Annotated in this window: 14 protein-coding genes; 8 read left to right on the top strand and 6 right to left on the bottom strand. The window is 55.6% G+C overall.

The window, feature by feature from the left end; all coding sequences use genetic code 11:
• Nucleotides 1–9 precede the first annotated feature (9 nt).
• From JO972_RS09630 to JO972_RS09620, 3 genes are read right to left on the bottom strand one after another with little or no spacing between them, the layout of a single operon-like run.
• Nucleotides 10–192, bottom strand: coding sequence for a thioredoxin domain-containing protein (locus JO972_RS09630; protein ID WP_309489827.1), 183 nt, complete (start codon nucleotides 190–192; stop codon nucleotides 10–12).
• Entirely contained in the window at nucleotides 189–500 is a 312-nt protein-coding gene (locus JO972_RS09625; protein ID WP_309489826.1) for a hypothetical protein, read from the bottom strand. Before JO972_RS09625 ends, JO972_RS09630 begins: the two co-directional genes overlap by 4 nt.
• A gap of 21 nt (nucleotides 501–521) precedes the next feature.
• Complete coding sequence (locus JO972_RS09620; RefSeq protein WP_309489825.1) at nucleotides 522–722, bottom strand: redoxin domain-containing protein; 201 nt, start codon at nucleotides 720–722, stop codon at nucleotides 522–524.
• A gap of 229 nt (nucleotides 723–951) precedes the next feature.
• Here JO972_RS09620 and JO972_RS09615 point away from each other — a divergent pair, with 229 nt between their 5' ends.
• A complete protein-coding gene (locus tag JO972_RS09615) occupies nucleotides 952–3,495 on the top strand; it encodes an endonuclease/exonuclease/phosphatase family protein (RefSeq protein ID WP_309489824.1) in 2,544 nt (847 codons plus the stop codon).
• Nucleotides 3,496–3,778: 283 nt separating this feature from the next.
• Complete coding sequence (locus JO972_RS09610) at nucleotides 3,779–6,133, top strand: glycoside hydrolase family 95 protein (RefSeq protein ID WP_309489823.1); 2,355 nt, start codon at nucleotides 3,779–3,781, stop codon at nucleotides 6,131–6,133.
• Between the two features lie 57 nt (nucleotides 6,134–6,190).
• Here the strand turns inward: JO972_RS09610 and JO972_RS09605 are convergent, their stop codons facing one another.
• On the bottom strand, nucleotides 6,191–7,306 hold the full coding sequence (locus JO972_RS09605) for a Gfo/Idh/MocA family protein (protein WP_309489822.1): 1,116 nt from the start codon (nucleotides 7,304–7,306) through the stop codon (nucleotides 6,191–6,193).
• Between the two features lie 193 nt (nucleotides 7,307–7,499).
• Entirely contained in the window at nucleotides 7,500–8,180 is a 681-nt protein-coding gene (locus tag JO972_RS09600) for an outer membrane protein (protein ID WP_309489821.1), read from the bottom strand.
• Nucleotides 8,181–8,572: 392 nt separating this feature from the next.
• On the opposite strand from JO972_RS09600, the gene JO972_RS09595 reads away from it, so the two are divergent.
• The 4 genes from JO972_RS09595 (at nucleotide 8,573) to JO972_RS09580 (ending at nucleotide 13,610) form a co-directional block, all read left to right on the top strand.
• A complete protein-coding gene (locus JO972_RS09595; RefSeq protein ID WP_309489820.1) occupies nucleotides 8,573–9,829 on the top strand; it encodes a phospholipase D-like domain-containing protein in 1,257 nt (418 codons plus the stop codon).
• A 54-nt stretch (nucleotides 9,830–9,883) separates the two neighbouring features.
• Entirely contained in the window at nucleotides 9,884–10,660 is a 777-nt protein-coding gene (locus JO972_RS09590) for an endonuclease/exonuclease/phosphatase family protein (RefSeq protein WP_309489819.1), read from the top strand.
• 236 nt (nucleotides 10,661–10,896) lie between these two features.
• Entirely contained in the window at nucleotides 10,897–12,003 is a 1,107-nt protein-coding gene (locus JO972_RS09585; RefSeq protein WP_309489818.1) for a hypothetical protein, read from the top strand.
• Between the two features lie 83 nt (nucleotides 12,004–12,086).
• Nucleotides 12,087–13,610, top strand: a complete 1,524-nt coding sequence (locus tag JO972_RS09580; RefSeq protein ID WP_309489817.1) for a cryptochrome/photolyase family protein — start codon at nucleotides 12,087–12,089, stop codon at nucleotides 13,608–13,610.
• 59 nt (nucleotides 13,611–13,669) lie between these two features.
• On the opposite strand, the gene JO972_RS09575 is transcribed toward JO972_RS09580, so the two are convergent.
• Complete coding sequence (locus JO972_RS09575) at nucleotides 13,670–14,833, bottom strand: aldo/keto reductase (RefSeq protein WP_309489816.1); 1,164 nt, start codon at nucleotides 14,831–14,833, stop codon at nucleotides 13,670–13,672.
• Nucleotides 14,834–15,101: 268 nt separating this feature from the next.
• Here JO972_RS09575 and JO972_RS09570 point away from each other — a divergent pair, with 268 nt between their 5' ends.
• Complete coding sequence (locus JO972_RS09570) at nucleotides 15,102–16,346, top strand: multidrug effflux MFS transporter (RefSeq protein WP_309489815.1); 1,245 nt, start codon at nucleotides 15,102–15,104, stop codon at nucleotides 16,344–16,346.
• Nucleotides 16,347–16,410: 64 nt separating this feature from the next.
• Complete coding sequence (locus JO972_RS09565) at nucleotides 16,411–17,313, top strand: TonB-dependent receptor (protein ID WP_309489814.1); 903 nt, start codon at nucleotides 16,411–16,413, stop codon at nucleotides 17,311–17,313.
• Nucleotides 17,314–17,426: the final 113 nt, after the last annotated feature.

The following is a 17,426-nucleotide window of genomic DNA, read 5'->3' as shown; positions in this document are numbered from 1 at the left end:
ACAGCCTGCTCACCAGGAGGCAAAGAGGTGCAGCATCAGCTTTTTCTCAGTGAGAGAAGAAACGGCAACTTGCTCGCCGCCGGTGATGGAAGGAAACTTGAGATCAGGAAAGCGGTCGCCAGGCTTCGGTGAATAAGCCGCTGAGGCGATGCTCACAAGAGCCATGGCGATGATGAGAGTCCGGAGGATCATGGTTTGGTTGGGGTTGGTTTGAAGACTTCGCTGACCTTGGCTGCGATGGCGTCAGCGGTCGGGCGATTTTTTTTCAAGCCGTTTAGCTCGGCTTTGATCTTGCCGTCTTTGCCGATGAGATAGGTCGAGTAGCTACCCTGCGAGTAGGCCTTGGTTTTGGCGATCGGGTAATCGAGAAGGAGGGGGGAAAACCCGGTGGAGTCGGCGGTTTTCTTCGCCCCTGCCAGTCCACCACGTTCCTCACGAAAGACACAGACCATCTCCACGCCGAGTTGATCGAACGCTTTTTTCTTCGCTTGCAGCTGCACCAGCTGCTTGACGCAGAACGGTCACCAATGGGCCCTACTGAACACCAGAATCAGCTGCTTACCAGCATAGTCCGAGAGTGACACCTGCTTGTGATCGGTGCTGGTGAGGGTGAAGTCGGGAGCCTTGTCACCGACCTTCACCGCCGCCGGCTGGTTGGCCGCCTGGAGCATCGGCATGCTGATTAGGGCGATGGCCGCCGCGAACATGTTGAATCGTTTCATCTTCACTAAGAGCGTCCCCCACATGAAATAATCCAAAAAAAGATGAGCTATTTTTATCCCAGCGAGCGCTGAGAAGCGTAGGAAATACATCTCTCAGGCCTTGTTCCATTCACTTGGAGCTCCCGCCTAGACCGAAGGCCCGAGTATCTGAGCGAAACCACGCCCTCCTGAAATGGTTCTTTTCTTCACGCCTAAAAAGCGTAAATTCCCGTTACACACACATTGACTCATGCGCAGAATCAAACTCTACCTCGCCCCCCTTCTTCCCTTTTTCAGCCTCATTCCCACAGCCGGACTGCAGGCAGATGACAAGGTATTAGCGGGCTGGAATGACTTTTCCTCCGCCTACGCGGCTCATCGGGCCGAGTCAGGTGCCAAAGCTGCCGTCGGCGATGTCAAAAACGTTTCCGGCTCTCTCTGGGGTGGTGATGGCGCGAGGCACACATGGGGATCGACCGACGGAACATACGGCCCCAGCCAAGCAGTCGGCAATACCGACACCAATGGCGTCATGAGTCTCCGGATCGACCGACCCACGATTCAGTTCTCTGTAAAAAACAACAGCACACGCAACATTCACCTCAGCAAGGTGGTGTTCGATTTCGCAAGCATCAACGGAAACTCTCCGCAAAACTTGAATCTCTATTACGAAAGCGGAGACCTCACGAATGCAAACGGAGGTTCACAGGCTGAAACCCTTCTCGCGCGGTGGGAGTCGATCTTAAATGGACTGGGGGCCACTTCCGACTACGAGGACAAAGAACTCGATCTCAGCCAGCTGGCTGATCAGATCCTAGCCCCCGGCGAAGAAGCCAACTTCCGCTTTGAAGTCGATACCGCCAATGTCAATAATCAGGCACTTGGAATGGACAACATCGCCATCCTTGGTGATTACGCGGACTTTTCCATCGTGACCTACAACATCCATGGAGGAAAAGGCAGCGGTGACAGCACCTACAACCGCCAGAACATCATCGATTTCCGCGATAACTTCCTCCAGGGCGAAGATGTGATTTGCCTGCAGGAGGTCGATTTTCAGAACGGCTGGTGGACGGACATTAAAAGCATCCTCTCTGATTATCCTTACACCTATCAGACGGTCAATGAGACAACCAAATACTGGTGGTCGACCTCGGAAACATCCATTGCCATCCTATCCAAAATTCCCTTCGAAAGCACCCACAGCCAACTTATCCAAACGGACCCGGGCGGCGACGAATGGGAACGACACGCCCAGTATGTCACCATCAAGCTGGGTAACGACACAGTGCACATCTTCCATTTCCACAATACTTACAATTTCAACGACAACGATTTTGAATCGGAAAAGGAAGGTCTGACGAAGCTGCGCGATAACTATGTCTACCCACAACTCGGCATCACAGCACTCAATCAGGCGGACAAGTTGATCATGCTCGGTGATTTCAACCTCTTACACGAAGACGTCACTGAAATCCTCCCCACCACCGATCACAAATACAATGGTCGAGATCACGTCAACAGCATGAAGGTCCACAGCCACGATGGCCACTACACCACCGTCTCAGCGGCCTTGTCCGATCACCCGGCGGTGTGGGCCACCATGGATATTCAGGCCCCCAGCCCCAACCCTCTAACTTGGTCCTTCGCTCCAGCCACCTTCGGAGCCGGCTCGATTAAGATGGAGGTATCCCTCACCACCGACCCTGCGGAGGTGGAATATTATTTCACCAACACCAGTGTCGCAGACGGCTCCCATGATAGTGGCTGGCAGGACAGCCCTGTCTACTTGGATACAGGTCTCGACGATGGAGTCACCTACAGCTACTCGGTAGTGGCCCGTGACAAATCCGCCAACGCCAACGCCTCTGGAGCGCTCACAGGATCAGCGATGGCTGTCATTAATACCGTTACCCCTCCCTACTCCGAAAGTTTCGAGGCTGGAACAAGCGGCGACTGGGCACAGTCAACAGACGATGATTACAATTGGATGAACCACACTGGAGGAACGGAAACAGCAGCGTCCGGCCCGAGTGGAGCCTCCGACGGTAGCTACTACCTCTACGCAGAAGGACACCACGGATTAGGCGCTTACAAGACATCTTCGATTGAAGCTCTCTTCGACTTCAGCTCAATGACCTCGCCATCCATGCGATTCGACTATCACATGTATGGTCCCTATATCGACTATCTCTCTCTTGATGTGCACGATGGCACAAGCTGGACCAACGGGGTGTGGTTCAAAGACAACCAACAGCATTCCAGCAGCTCCGATCAGTGGTCCACAGCTGACATCGATCTCTCAGCCTATGCTGGCAACGCAAATATCAAACTCCGCTTCCGGACTGCCAACACTCGCTGGAATGCCGCCGATCCAGCCATCGACAACATCCAGGTCGACGAAGCCCAGAACTTTTCCTATCAGGCATGGTCTGAGTCGTCCATCGTCGCCGATCCGGACAACCCCGACAATGCACCCACGGCCGATCCGGATCAGGACGGCATGAACAATGAGACGGAATGGATGTTAAACACCGATCCCCTCAAGTCGGATTCCGCCGTTTCCCCGATGACTCAAGAAGGCGAGACCATGACGTTTGAGTACAGTCGCCGGAAGTTGGAAAGCGTCACCATCCAAGCCGAGTGGTCGTCCGACCTCACAGAATCCAGCTGGAAAACCATCGGGCTGACCGAGGAAGTCACCGCCGATGATGGCGACATCGAAACCATCACCGTGACCGTGCCTATGGACATGGAACACAAATTCATCCGGATTAAGGTGGTGCAACACTAAGCCTCCGGAGGCAACAAAGCTCTCGCGCGTAGCGAGTTGAGCAACTTCCAGCCCACCTGAACGGACTGGATCATTCGGCTTACGAGCCGCCGTCCGCTGCTGCCAAGTAGGTCAGAAATGAGGTCAGGGAGCGGGTATGATTTCTGCGGAAATCCTTGATTCCGGGACGATTCGTTAAAGAGTTCCATCGATCGTCCGTATTGTTCAACGCCCCCTGCTGACCGTCCATTCTTACCTGTCCTCACACAGGTGACGCATCCTAACAAATCTAACTCAACTCACCATGTCCGAGAATTCCAAAGCAGAGGGCAACCTCATCTCCAGGCGTTTTTTCCTACGCCATTCGACCCTCGCCACTGCCGCGCTCGGCATGGCACCACACACCTCATTTGGCGCAATGCAATCCACACCTACAAGTCCAACAAACAACTCCCGCCCACTTTCACTCTGGTACAGCCGACCCGCTGAAAACTGGATGAAGGAAGCGCTACCGATCGGTAACGGACCGATGGGTGCGATGCTCTTCGGCGGCACGGAGCTCGAGCGTATTCAGTTCAATGAAATCAGCCTGTGGAGTGGCGATCGCATGGCTCCGGAAGGCACGGTTCTAGGCGACAGCGAAGAGGAGGAAACCATCAACCTCGGATCCCATCAGGCGTTTGGCGACATTTTCATCCGCCTCGGTCATGAATCCAGCAAAGTCAGTAACTACCGACGCGAACTGGACATCGATCGCGCTGTGCACACGGTGAGCTACGACTACAAAGGTGTGCGCTACACCCAGACCGCCTTTGCCAGTCATCCGGCGAAGGTTATTGTGGTCAAGTTATCCGCCAGCAAACCGGGCGCCTACACCGGGCGCGTCTGGCTCACCGACATGCACGAGGCCAAGATCCGTCTGGCCAAAAACCGCTTCAAGGCCGTCGGCAAGATGTCGAACGGGTTTGAATACGAATCACAACTTCAGGTGCTGCACGAAGGTGGCGAGCTGAAGCCAGGCAAGCCGGAGAACTCACTGAGCAGCCCGATGTCACCATTGGGTCTCGAGTTCCACGGCTGCGACAGCGTCACCCTGGTGCTTGGCGCCGGCACGAACTTCGCGCAGGATCACAGCAAGGAATGGCTAGGCGAACACCCGCATGAAAAAGTGACCCGCAGCGTCGCCGCGGCCTCGGCCAAGGACTACAAAGATCTGCTCGCCGAGCATATTAGCGATTATCAATCCCTGTTCCACCGCTTCGCCATCGACCTCGGAAGCACCGACAGCAAACTCGCGGCCAAAAACACCGCGGAGCGACTCGCTGCATACACCAGTGACAAGACAGCCGACCCGGAAATCGAAGCTCTTTTCTGCCAGTTTGGTCGCTACCTGTTAATCTCCTGCTCGCGCCCCGGTGCCCTGCCGGCCAACCTGCAAGGTGTCTGGAACCACAGCAACATCCCCGTCTGGGCGGGCGATTATCACTCGAACATCAACTTGGAAATGAACTACTGGCCGGTGGAAACCGCCAACATTGCCGAGTGCCATGAGCCGTTCATTGATTACGTCGACAGCATCCGCAAACCCAGTGCCCAGATCACACGCGTGCAATACGGTGACGTCCGCGGCTGGACCATCCGCACCATGAACAACGCCTGCGGCATCGGCTACTGGAAGTGGAATGGCCCTGGCAGCGCCTGGTATGCCCAACACCTGTGGGAGCACTACGCCTTTGGTCGCGATAAGAAATATCTGCGTGAAACCGCCTACCCGATCATGAAGGAGATCTGCCACTTCTGGGAGGATCACCTGAAACGCCGCCCCGACGGCACCCTGGTCACTCCGGATGGATGGTCGCCAGAGCAGTACAAGTATGAGCCGGAGGAAGGCGTCACCTACGATCAGGAAATCATTTACGATCTGTTCAACAACACCGTCGAAGCCGCCGACGCCTTGGGCGACGACAAGGCCTTCCGGGATCACATCGCCGCCATGCGCGATGCACTCTTGAAGCCCGCCATCGGACGCTGGGGACAGCTCAAGGAATGGGAGATCGACAAAGATGATCCCAAGGACAAACACCGCCACGTTTCCCACCTCTTCGCCCTCTTCCCCGGTCGTCAGATCAGCATGGCCCAGACACCGAAGCTGGCCGAGGCCGCCCGGGTCTCACTCAATGCCCGCGGAGACGCCAGCACCGGCTGGAGTCGCGCATGGAAAATCAACTTCTGGGCACGCTTGGGCGATGGCAACCGCGCGCACAAGTTACTCCGCAGCCTGATCAACCTGGTGGGCGAAACCCGCACCATCTACGGCAACAGCGGCGGCGGCGTCTACTCCAACTTGCTCTGCTCACACCCTCCGTTCCAGATCGATGGCAACCTCGGTGCCACCGCCGGCTACTGCGAGATGTTAGTCCAGAGTCATGCGGAACAAATCCAGCTGCTCCCCGCCCTTCCCAAATCTTGGCCGACGGGTTCCCTGAAGGGCCTGCGTGCTCGCGGTGGATTCGAAGTCGATATGACGTGGAAAGACGGCAAGCTCAGCGCCGTCACCATCCATTCGAAATCGGGTCAACCGTGCGTGGTGGTCTACGGGAAGCAGGAGTGGAAATTCGACACCCTTGCCGGAAAGTCCTACCCGCTGCCCCTAGCGTAGCGCTAGCCGCAGCCATCCCTCCAGCGACCTCAAAGCTCGCTGGAGGAATAGATGACATCACACCTTGCCCACCGCCTCGGCCTTGCCGCTGGCGATGGACTTAAAGATCGCTTCCATCACAAGGTGGTCCTTGAGCCCCTCAAGGCCACTGACCGTGGAGTCCTTCCCATCCATGATGGCTTGGGAAAAGATGTCCATCTGCACCTGAAAGTGATCGGTCTGCGGAAAGTTCAGAGGGGTTTTGGGATCAGACGTCCAGCCTTTCTGCCCCCGTGTGCCAAAACAAGGAGCCATACCAAAGCGGCCTTTGTCGGCGAAGACCGTGAGCTGATTGTATCCTCCCATGTTGAAGGAGCAGATCAGGTTGGCGGTTTTTCCGGACGCAAACTGCATCGTCCAGGTCACGGTTTCGTCCACTTCGGCAAACTTTTTCGGATCGGTTTTGGTTTCCAACGCACTCACGGTCACCGGCTCTTCACCGAACACGTAGCGCGCGCCCTGGATGGCGTAGACTCCGACATCGAACAGCGCTCCGCCGCCCATGGCTTTCTTCAAGCGCCAGCCGTCCGAGCCGCCCATCCGAAAACAAAAACCGGCATCCATGTGGCGAACATTTCCAAAGGTCTTGTCCTTGGCAAAGCGGATCATTTCCTTGTGGTGAGGCTCGAATTGCAGTCGGTAGGCCACGCCCAATTTTACCCCGGCCTTGTCACAGGCGTCGATCATTTCGCGGCACTCCTCCGGTGAGGTGGCCATGGGTTTTTCCACATAGACATGCTTGCCGGCCTTCGCCGCTCTGAGGGTGAACTCCTTGTGCATCGAGTTCGGTAACACCAGGTAAACCACGTCGATATCCGGGTTCTTGATGACCTCGTCAAAGTTGTCGTAGTTATAAATCCCGCTGTCCTTGAATCCGTATTTTTTCTGCCACTCCTTGGCTTTCTCCGCTGTGCCGGTGACCACGCCGGCCATGTGGGCGTGTTTGGTTTTTATCAGCGCCGGACCAATCCGACCCTTGCTCAGCCCGCCGAGCCCCACGATGGCCCAGCCCAACTTTTTCTTATCCGGGCTGTCATCATCCTGCTGGGCCCGCCCCTGAACGAGCGTTGCTGCCAGGCCAGCGCCAATGGCCGTCTTTAAAAATGGTCGGCGGGAAATCGAGTTATCATTCATAGCGATGAGTAAACATCAATTCTCCCGGAGAGCACGCAAATTCAATGTCACCGGTGCAGCAGACGGAGTCAGCTCAATACAGCACCCGGCATTGTTCTATGCAACCAGCCCCCCAACCTAACATCTCATCAGACAGCAAAAAAAAGCCGCCCCCCGCACAGGGAGCGACTTCAACTATTATGGTAGATTAGTTCTAGAAGCGAACACGGATCCCCATCTCCACAAGGACGTCATCATTGTCGTCAACTTCGATCTTCGATCCGCTGTTAGTAGTCAATGAGTAGTCATCGATATACATGTAGCGAGCTCCGCCATAGAGGCTCAGGTTTGGGTTAAAGTCATACGACAGGCCTAGGAATGCTTGGGCAAAGAAGGTCGACTTGCTGTCGTTTCCAGAATCGTCAATGGAGTTCGCTGGATCGTCAAAATCACCATCAGCATCAATGATAGCGACACCGGCACCCACTCCCATGTAGAAGTTCAGGTTGGTAGTCAGCTCTCTTTCGAGCATGTAGTTCAGGGTGATGGGAATGAAGTCCGCTTCGATGTCGGCATCGCCAGTGAAGCTGTCGTCGGAGGTGAGGTTAAACGACTCTTCGAGGTTCAGTTCGTCACCGTCGTTCTTCAGTTCTGAGTAACCGATGTCGAGGAAGAGGGACTGTTTCCAGTCGCCCAAGTTGTCGATGCGTTTGCCAATTTGCAGGGAGTAGAATTCGTCTTCGGCATCAAGCAAGAAGCCGCCGGATGCGCCGATGAACCAATCGGGCTCATCATGAAGAGTGGGGCTGACATGAATCTGCTGAGGGGCCATCTCGGAGGGGCCGGCAAATGCGATGGAAGGTAAACTCAGGACAGTAGCTAATGTTTTTTTCATAGTTTTGAATCTGGATTTGTTTGATGCCTTGATCTCTTCGAATGATCCACTCGGACCGCGATGAGTCAGACTGAAATTGATATCGCATAATCTATGCCAGACAGCGTCCCAGCAGCGGAACGCGGTAGAAGACCAGCCTCTAAACGCTGATTATAAGGTAGTCACCACACACCGCCACGGCTCATCCCTGAATCCCGAAAAAGCTGCTGAGGCAAACAGGTGGGGCAAGATGCAAACTTCCATGTTTCACTTTGCAATCATTGCTACGTCGAGACGAAGATTTTAGAGCATTACAATATTTTGTTAGAAAACTGGCAACCATGGTCTCACACGAAGTCCACTTTGCAGCCAAGACAGAACAGTGTTATGATGAACCTCTTTAACATCCCCCCATGACTGCATTAGAAATCATCCTGAGCCTAACAACCGCTCTCCTCGTCTTCATGATCTGGCGACTCACTCGCCACCAAGAGTGCGTCTATCACGATGACCCGGATGGCAACATCCAGGATTCACTGCATGCACTCGCTGGCGCCACACACGGAACATTGTTAGACGGCAACGCGGTGGAGCTGATTAAGAACGAGCATTTCTTTCCTGCAGTCATTGAGGCCATCGGCGAAGCCCAGCGGACGGTGCACTTGGAAACCTTTCTTTGGAAACAGGGCAAGGCTTCCGAGATGATCACTGACGCACTGGTGGAAGCCTCTCAGCGTGGACTCTGGGTGCGCGTCATGGTGGATGCCCGAGGTGGCTCAAACATGGGGAAAGGCACCCGACAACGACTCGAGAAAGCGGGTGTGGAGCTCTACAATTTCCACCCCATTTCCCCCATGAACTTCGGTCGATTCAACATCCGCGATCACCGGAAGATCTTGGTGCTAGATGGCACCAGTGCCTTCGTAGGGGGGCACTGTATCACCGACCAGTGGCTGGAAGATCAGGAGAAGTTCAGTCGTTTCCAAGATGTCACCGCCAGGTTCACCGGTCCGATCGTGGGCTCCATCCAGTCGACCTTTGCGCTCAACTGGGCGGAGGCGGCGCGGCAGCATTTTCTGGATGAGGACACCTTCCCTCCCCTCGATCCGTGCGGCGACATCAAGGCCCACGTGGCATCCATCAAGCCAGACAACGCGCCGTCCTCAGTGCAGGTGCTGCACTACATCGCCATTGCCTTGGCTAAGAAGACCATCCGAATTCAAAACCCCTATTTCCTCCCCGACTCACGTGGAATCGAGGCCCTCAAACAGGCCGTGCAACGAGGCGTCGATGTCCAGATCATGACCCCAGGTCCGGACTCCACTGACTCCACCTACGTGACCTACGCCGGTCGGAAAATATACGATCAGCTACTGAACATCGGTGTTCGAATCCACGAATATCAAGTGACCTTACTGCATCAAAAAGTCTTCACCATCGACGGTCAATGGGCGGGTATCGGATCCTCGAACTTCGACGATCGATCGTTCGAGATCAACAACGAGATCACCGTCGGCATAGCCTCGGAAAAAGTAACCGGCGAGCTCGACCAGCTTTTTAAAGACAACCTGAGACACTGCGAGGAAATCAAGTTGAACAGCTGGCGGCAGCGGTCGTGGTTACCCAGACTGAAGGAAAGATTATGTCACCTCTGCCATGAACAATTCTAAGCGGCATCGCATCATCTAAACTCAAGCCAGAACTAAGTCTCAGCACTCCCAGCAATGCGTTTAATGACCTACAACATCCGCTGCGCCATCGATCGTCGAAAAAAGCATCGACAGTGGCCGAAGCGATTGGAACTCATGGCGGATCAGATCCAACAAGCCAGCATTGCGGGTTTCCAAGAGGTTTTACCAAATCAGTTAGACGATCTGAAAAAGGTCATGCGCAATCATCGCTATGTGGGAGTAGGAAGAAGCCTTGGAGATCATGACGGAGAACATGTGCCCATTTTCTATGAAACCAAACGATGGCAGAAAGTTGAAAGCGGCCACTTCTGGTTATCAGCCACACCCGACATCCCAGGATCCACCACCTGGGGAAACCGCATTCCACGCATGTGCACCTGGCTTCGCTTGATTGATCGCTCTAGCCGTCGAGGTCTTTACGTTTTCAACACCCACCTCGACCACCTCTCATGGAAATCGAGAAGGCTTTCGGCTCAGTTGTTGTTAGCAACCATCCAAAACCGTCCTTCCCCCGGTGATCCGGTGGTGCTGATGGGCGACTTTAATTGTCGGCCCGGAAGCACCCCACTAAAAACCTTACTCCGCGATAAAAGGCAATTGATAGATAGCTTTTCAAAGAGCTCTGAACTGCCAAACGCCAGCAGCACTTATAATGGCTGGCGACCGAGTAAAAAGGGCCGAAGGAGGATTGATTTCATCCTTCTTTCCCCCTCGCTGAAGCTACGGAATTCTCAGATCTTATGTATTTCCCGTGGTTCCACGGTGGCCTCGGACCACCATCCCGTGGTGGCAGACCTTGACTGGGCATAGGCCGACACAGGACTTGCTGTGCCATTTTGCACCAACACCTAGCAGAACTTTGAGCTCAATGAGGTGAATACTGATAGATTTCACTTGGCCTAGGCGGAAATACTTCATAGAGAATGAGCTAATCGACTTGGCGTGTTCTAGGATAACTCCCAGAATCGCCGTTCCCCCATGTCGCTACCTCCCGGTCCTTTGTCCGAAAAGCATCCCACATCAAACCAACCATCAGGGTCTAGCACATGAAACAATCACCACTTCTTCTTGGCATCTTGCTATGCACATCCACCGTTCACGCCGAAAGTCCGCGGACGGCAAAAATCGACAAACCCACCGGCACCTATTCCAGCATGCTCACCGAGCGTGCGGCAAAGCATCCGGAGATGCAAGGGGCATTGGTGCGGGTGATGTGGGCGGATCTGGAGCCGAATCCGGGCAGCTATGATTTTTCCGACATCGAATCCCGGCTCCGCCTGTTGCCCGATGGGAAAAAGTGGACGCTCGCGATTTACGGCGGCTGGACGGCGCACGCCAAGAACGCTCCCGCTCCCACGAAGAGACCGGCGTTCGCACGCAAGCCGGCGATGCAGCGCGCGCTCAAAGCACACATGTCTCCCCCTTGGTTAAGCAGTAAACTGGGAGCTAAAACCTTCGTGATGCACTTCCGAGGAACCGCCGTGGAGCTTCCCAAATACTGGGACCCCGTGGTGCAAAAACGGCTCGCTCTGCTGATGCAGGCGGTGGGTAAAAAATACAACAAGGACCCACGCCTGATGATGGTCTACGTGCCGCAGATGACCAGTAACGGCCTCGAGGGCCACTTCAACGGAGTTCCCAACGAAACCCTCCTTAGCGCAGCGGGGCTGAAGGCGACCGAAAGTCAGAAGTTTGCACAGCAGTGGTCGACCGCCGCCCTGGCAGCCATCAGTAGCACAGCGAACGCATTTCCTAACAAAGCCGTCGCCTACGAAGTGCACGAACTGCTGGGCAGCACCGCGGCGGCCAAGCTGATCATGCAAGGCATCCTTACCGATCCCAAACTGAAGCAGCAAGCTGGCATCGCGATCTGGTGGCTGTCGGGGAAAACCAACTACCAAGCGGATCTCATTTCCGAAGTGAAAAAGTTCCCCGGCGATATCTACGGCCAGGTCATCGGTCGCTCCAACCAAGCGCACCGTTTTCCCGCCGAGGGATATCAGGCAGTTTTCACACAGGCCAAAGAACTCGGACTGCGCTATATCGAGCCGTGGAATTACGAGTTCGAGCACCACAGCCACGATGCCTTGATGAAAGACTTCAATCACTATGCCGCGAAAAAGTTCGTGCCCGCTGCCGAAAAGAAAAAGTGACCCCGTCGGACAACTCAACCTTTTGAGGCACGTGACAGCATTTCCCCATGCATCTTGACCGACAGAGGCTAAGCTAGCCTATCATGTCGGTCGCGCTGCTCGTTTTCCCCAACCAACTTTTCGAAAATCACCCCGGTTTTCAACAGGATCCACAGAAAGTCTATCTCAGCGAAGACCCACTGTTCTTTGGCGACGAGCAGTATCCGATGGCCTTTCATCGGCAGAAAATAGGCCTGCACCGCGCCTCCATGCGCCAGTGGTTCGATAAGGTGACCGAACGCTGCGACGCGCAGTATTTTGATTATGTTGGTGGTGGCTCCGTGCTCAAAGAGGTCGTGCAGCAGATGCTGGCAGACGGAGTGACCACCATCGTCGCAGCGGAAGTTGTCGATTTCATACTGGAAAAACGGCTGCGACGTGAAACCGATCGTGCCGGGCTGGAGCTGAAGTTCCTCCCGACGCCGCTGTTCATCAACAGCGCGGAGCAAAACGACGAATATCGGGCCGGCAAAAAGCGCTGGTTCATGGCGGACTTTTACCGCTGGCAGCGCACCCGCCTGAACATACTCGTGGAAAACGGCGAACCCGTTGGTGGCCAGTGGAGTTTCGATGAGGACAACCGCAAGAAGCTGCCCAAATCATTGCTGCCAGAGCTCCCGGAGCTGCCGATTTTTCCTCCAGATGAGTACCGAGAGGAAGCTCTGGAATACGTCGAGCAGCACTTCGGCGATCGACCCGGCGAGTGCGGTCCATCTTCCTACCCCATCAACAGCGCCGAGGCCAAGCAATGGTTCGAGGACTTTCTCACCCATCGATTTTCCAAGTTCGGCCCCTACGAAGATGCCATCGAGGAAGGGGAAAATACGCTCTATCACAGCCTCCTCACACCAGCCTTGAACATCGGGCTGATCACGCCGGCTTACGTGGTGGAACGGGCCCTTGCATTCGCGGAGGAGCACGACACCCCTATTGCCAGCGTCGAGGGGTTCATCCGGCAGGTCATCGGCTGGCGGGAGTTTATGCGCGCCACCTATGATGATTTGGGTGTGACGATGCGCAGCACCAATGCGTGGAAACACACCCGGCCGATGCCCGCCTCGTTCTACACCGGGGAGACCGGCATCCATCCGATCGACGACACCATCCGCCGCGTGCTACGCACTGGTTACTGCCACCACATCGAGCGCCTCATGGTGCTGGGCGGTTTCATGTTTCTCTGCGAAATCGACCCTGACGCCATCTACCAGTGGTTCATGGAAATGTTCATCGATAGCTACGACTGGGTGATGGTCACCAATGTCTACGCCATGAGCCAGAATGCTGATGGCGGCAACATCACCACCAAGCCATATTTCAGTGGCTCGAACTACGTGCTGAAAATGAGCCACTACAAAAAAGAGGCATGGTCGGGCGTGTGGGACAGCCTTTACTGGTCGTGGATTCTCACCCACGCCGATCAACTCCGCAAGAACCCGCGCTGGGCGATGATGGTGCGGATGGCCGAAAAAATGAGTGGCGACAAAAAACAGGGATACTACCAGCAGGCCGAAGCCTTTCTGGCCAAGCTGGACGATTCATCCATGCACAGCTCAGCCCGCCTTCCATGAGGAAAGCGGGCTGAGTGGTCAGGATGGTTAGAGAACCGATCAGCTCTCCGGCGCGGGCACTACGCGGGGGTTGCTGCGTTTTGCTCGATCAGCTTTTTCGCCTTCAGCTCTGACCAGAACGCGGCGGGAATCTGCACCTTCATGGAGGCGATGTTTTGCTGAATTTGCTCCTTGGTGCGAGCCCCAGGGATGATGGCAGAAACCGTCGATGGCGCTTCGGCGAACTGGAGCGCCGCGGTTTTGGTATCGACGCCATGCTTTTTCGCCACCGCGCTGATGGCGGTGAATTTTTCCTTCATCGCCGGTGGGATGCTGGCGGAGTAGTTATAACGATTTCTCCCCGCGACAAAGCCGCCGTTCAAGGGAGCGCCGACCACCACGGAGATATCGCGCTTGTCGAGAATGGGGAAGGTTTTCTCCAGTGCCTGCTTATGGTCCATGATGGAATACTGCAAGGCTAACAGGCAGATATCAGGATCGCAAATATCCAGCGACTTATACACCACGTCCGGCGTGTTGACGCCGAAGCCCCAGCCCTTGATGATTCCTTCCTCACGCATCTTGGTGAGTTCTGGGATGGCACCCTTGACCGCCTCATCGTAATACTTGGTCCACTCCTTGCCCATGTCGCTGTTTTGCGGGGAAAGATCGTGGATGTAGACGATATCGAGGGACGAGACCCCCATGCGGTGCAGGCTGTCTTCGATGGAGCGGCGCGTGCCTGCGGCGGTGTAATCGTAGCGGTAATGGAAGGGAGAGTGATTCGCCCAGTGCCAACGTTTGGGCAGAGGTTCCGCGGACGGTGTTAGAAGTCGCCCCACCTTCGACGAGAGCACGTAGTCTTCACGTTTCTTATTGCGCAGCAGATCTCCGAAACGGCGCTCACTCAGGCTGAGGCCGTAGAATGGAGAGGTATCGAAATGTCTCACTCCCAGGTCCCACGCCTCGTGCAGCATCTCCAGTATTTCCTCGTCGGTGGAGATGGTGTTGAAGCCATTGCCCGCGGCAAGGCCTCCCAGCCCCATGCGATATTTCGGGCGATAATGCTTACCTTCACCCGGTTTGTTGGTGGGCAGGTCTTCGCTCGCATCGACCGGACCTTGGGTTTTCATCAATGCCTCATTGGTGGTGCGGATTTCCAGTTCCTTCGCTGTGGCCATCTGGCTAGCTGCGGTTCCAATGCCCAAGAGGGCGCCTGTTCGGATCAGTTCACGTCGTGTCATATCCAAACTAGTTAGACCCGAATAGAGATCCGTAAAAAGGTTTGATCATAAAAAGGAGAACGATCGTTTGAGCCCGACTCAAACCTCTTTCATAAGGCCCTCAAACCTAGTGAAATCAAGGATTACATGATTCCACCTCATCACCTAAAGAAGATGGATTCATGCTGAAATTTATCCAGTTGCAGGACTCTGGGTGAGGGATTAAAAAGGGGTGACGTTCAAGCCCCCGAACCGTCGGCTCGCCCCCTCCGACTTCCTTCTTCTCTCCATGCGATGCTCCGACACCACCACTGAATCCAAGCCGTTAACCATCTCCGCGCTCTGCGTGCTGGCCTTGCTCTCGGCGGTCGCGCCCATCGCCACGGACATGTATCTTCCGGGCTTTCCGAACATGTCGGAGGATCTTGGCGCGGGGGCGTCAGGGATTCAACTGACACTTACCAGTTTTTTGATCGGCCTCGCTCTTGGGCAGTTGATTATCGGACCACTTTCGGATCATTACGGACGACGTCGACCACTTTTGTTAGGAACTGCCTTGGCCATCGGTTCCGGAGTGCTCTGCGCACTTGTCAGCTCGGTCGGGGCCTTGATTATCTTGCGCGTGTTACAAGGGTTTGGTGGCGCGGCAGGTATCGTCTTGGCCCGTGCGATCATCGCCGACCGCTCACCTGATGCAGCCACCACAGCGCGGCAAACCCAGATTATGATGATGATCGGAGGTGTCGCCCCAATTCTTGCTCCGATCACAGGCACCCTGATTGTCTCACTGGCCGGTTGGCGTGCGGTATTTGTGGTCATTGCCCTGCTGTCCCTGCTTGCCTTCATCGGTGTGCTTCGCAACGTCGGGGAAAGCCTGCCACAGGCCAGACGCAGCCATGCCGGTGGTGGCCGTTTGCTCCGAACGATCTTGCAGCTCTTCCGGCATCGTCTCTATGTCGGCTACACCCTAGTGACGGGTTTCTCTTTCATGGCCCTCTTTGGCTACATCGCGGCCTCCCCCTTTGTGTTTCAGAAGGTGCTTGGGCTTTCGCCAACCCAGTATTCCATCGCCTTTGGTGTCAATGCCCTGGGCCTGATTGTCTTCGGGGCGGTCTCGGCCAAGATCGTTTCCAGAGTGGCTCCCACCCGGATCATCCTCTGCTGTCTGATCTTACTCCTCGTTGCCTCGGGCGCAGCTCTCGCCTGTATCTTGCTAAACGCCTCAGCCTTCTTGATCCTGCCTTGCATCTTCCTCGCAGTCGCCGCCGTGGGCCCGCTGATGGGCAATGCCAGCGCCCTAGCCATCCACCAGGTGCCTGAATCGGCGGGCACGGCATCCGCGGTGTTAGGTGCCATCCAATTTGCACTCGGTGCTCTGGCATCGCCACTGGTGGGAGTGCTCGGTGAAAGTAATGCCCTGCCCATGGCGCTGCTGATGGTTGTGGCAGCGTTGCTTGCTCTTTGCTGCTACGTATTCCTCGCGCGCCGTCCACTCGCCATACCATCCCCCCAGCCAGAAACGTCCCACGCCTAGACTTAAAATCGCAGAGATCCTCGATTGCCGATTCCCCAATAGCTGCCATACTGTGCGGCACATCATGAAACTGACCAGACTGCTCCTCGCCCTCACTCCAGCGGCCACCTTCGCTGGTGAAAGCATGACCTCCGCGCAACCTGCGGCAACGGCCTCCCCATGGACCTTCACCCTCGATGCCGGTTATCTCCATCAGCAAGACAGCGACCTCGACGAGGGTGGCTCATTTTCAGTCGACCGCACGAATTTCGCCCTCGGCGTCCAGCGGAACATGGGCCCCGCCAGATCGATCGGGCTATCACTCGACTACGGCCATCACGACTATCAATTTGACGGCATCCCAGCGCTTTGGGACGAGGTGGACTCCTTCACCCTCGGCGTCCCCATCCGCTGGGCGTTAGACCGTGACTGGAGTCTCTTTGCCCTGCCCAGCGTGCGTGCCAGCTACGAACATGGTGCGGAGGTTTCTGATTCCGTGACCGGCGGCCTACTCGCTGGAGCCAGCTACCGCGTCAGCGACCGCCTTTACATCGGCCCCGGCCTGGGCATCAGCTCCGAGCTCGAGGACGACCTCAATGTTTTCCCCATCTTACTCATCAAGTGGCAAATCTCGGACACGCTCGAGCTGAAAACCGGTCGAGGTCTCGGCGCCAGCCAAGGGCCGGGTTTGGTTCTCAACTGGCAAGCAGCAGAAAAGTGGCAGCTCAGCCTGGGCACCCGCTATGAAAAACTCCGTTTCCGCCTGAACGATCGAGGATACGCCCCCGATGGTGTGGGCGAAGAAACCGGGATCCCAGTCTATCTTGGAGCGACCTATCAGTTCAGCGATAGCTCCCAGCTGTCACTCTACGCCGGGATGAAATTCGGCAGTTCGCTGGAGGTTGAAAATGACAACGGCCATACCATTTACGACAGCGATCAGGACGCCGCTCCCTTCTTTGGCTTGAGCTGGAATTCGAAATTTTAAGGGATAGAAAACTCCTTCCTCGCCTCTGTCTGCTAGATGCCAGGCAGGGGCGTTTTTGCTGTACAAACGGAAGCACTCAATGGTTGCAAATTGCAGTGGGTCCACGGGGGAAA

This window comes from Oceaniferula flava (assembly GCF_016811075.1).
In the GTDB taxonomy this organism is placed as follows: Bacteria; Verrucomicrobiota; Verrucomicrobiia; order Verrucomicrobiales; family Akkermansiaceae; genus Oceaniferula; species Oceaniferula flava.
Note: the sequence above shows the minus strand (reverse complement) of the source record. Positions and strands in the feature narration are given on the sequence as shown.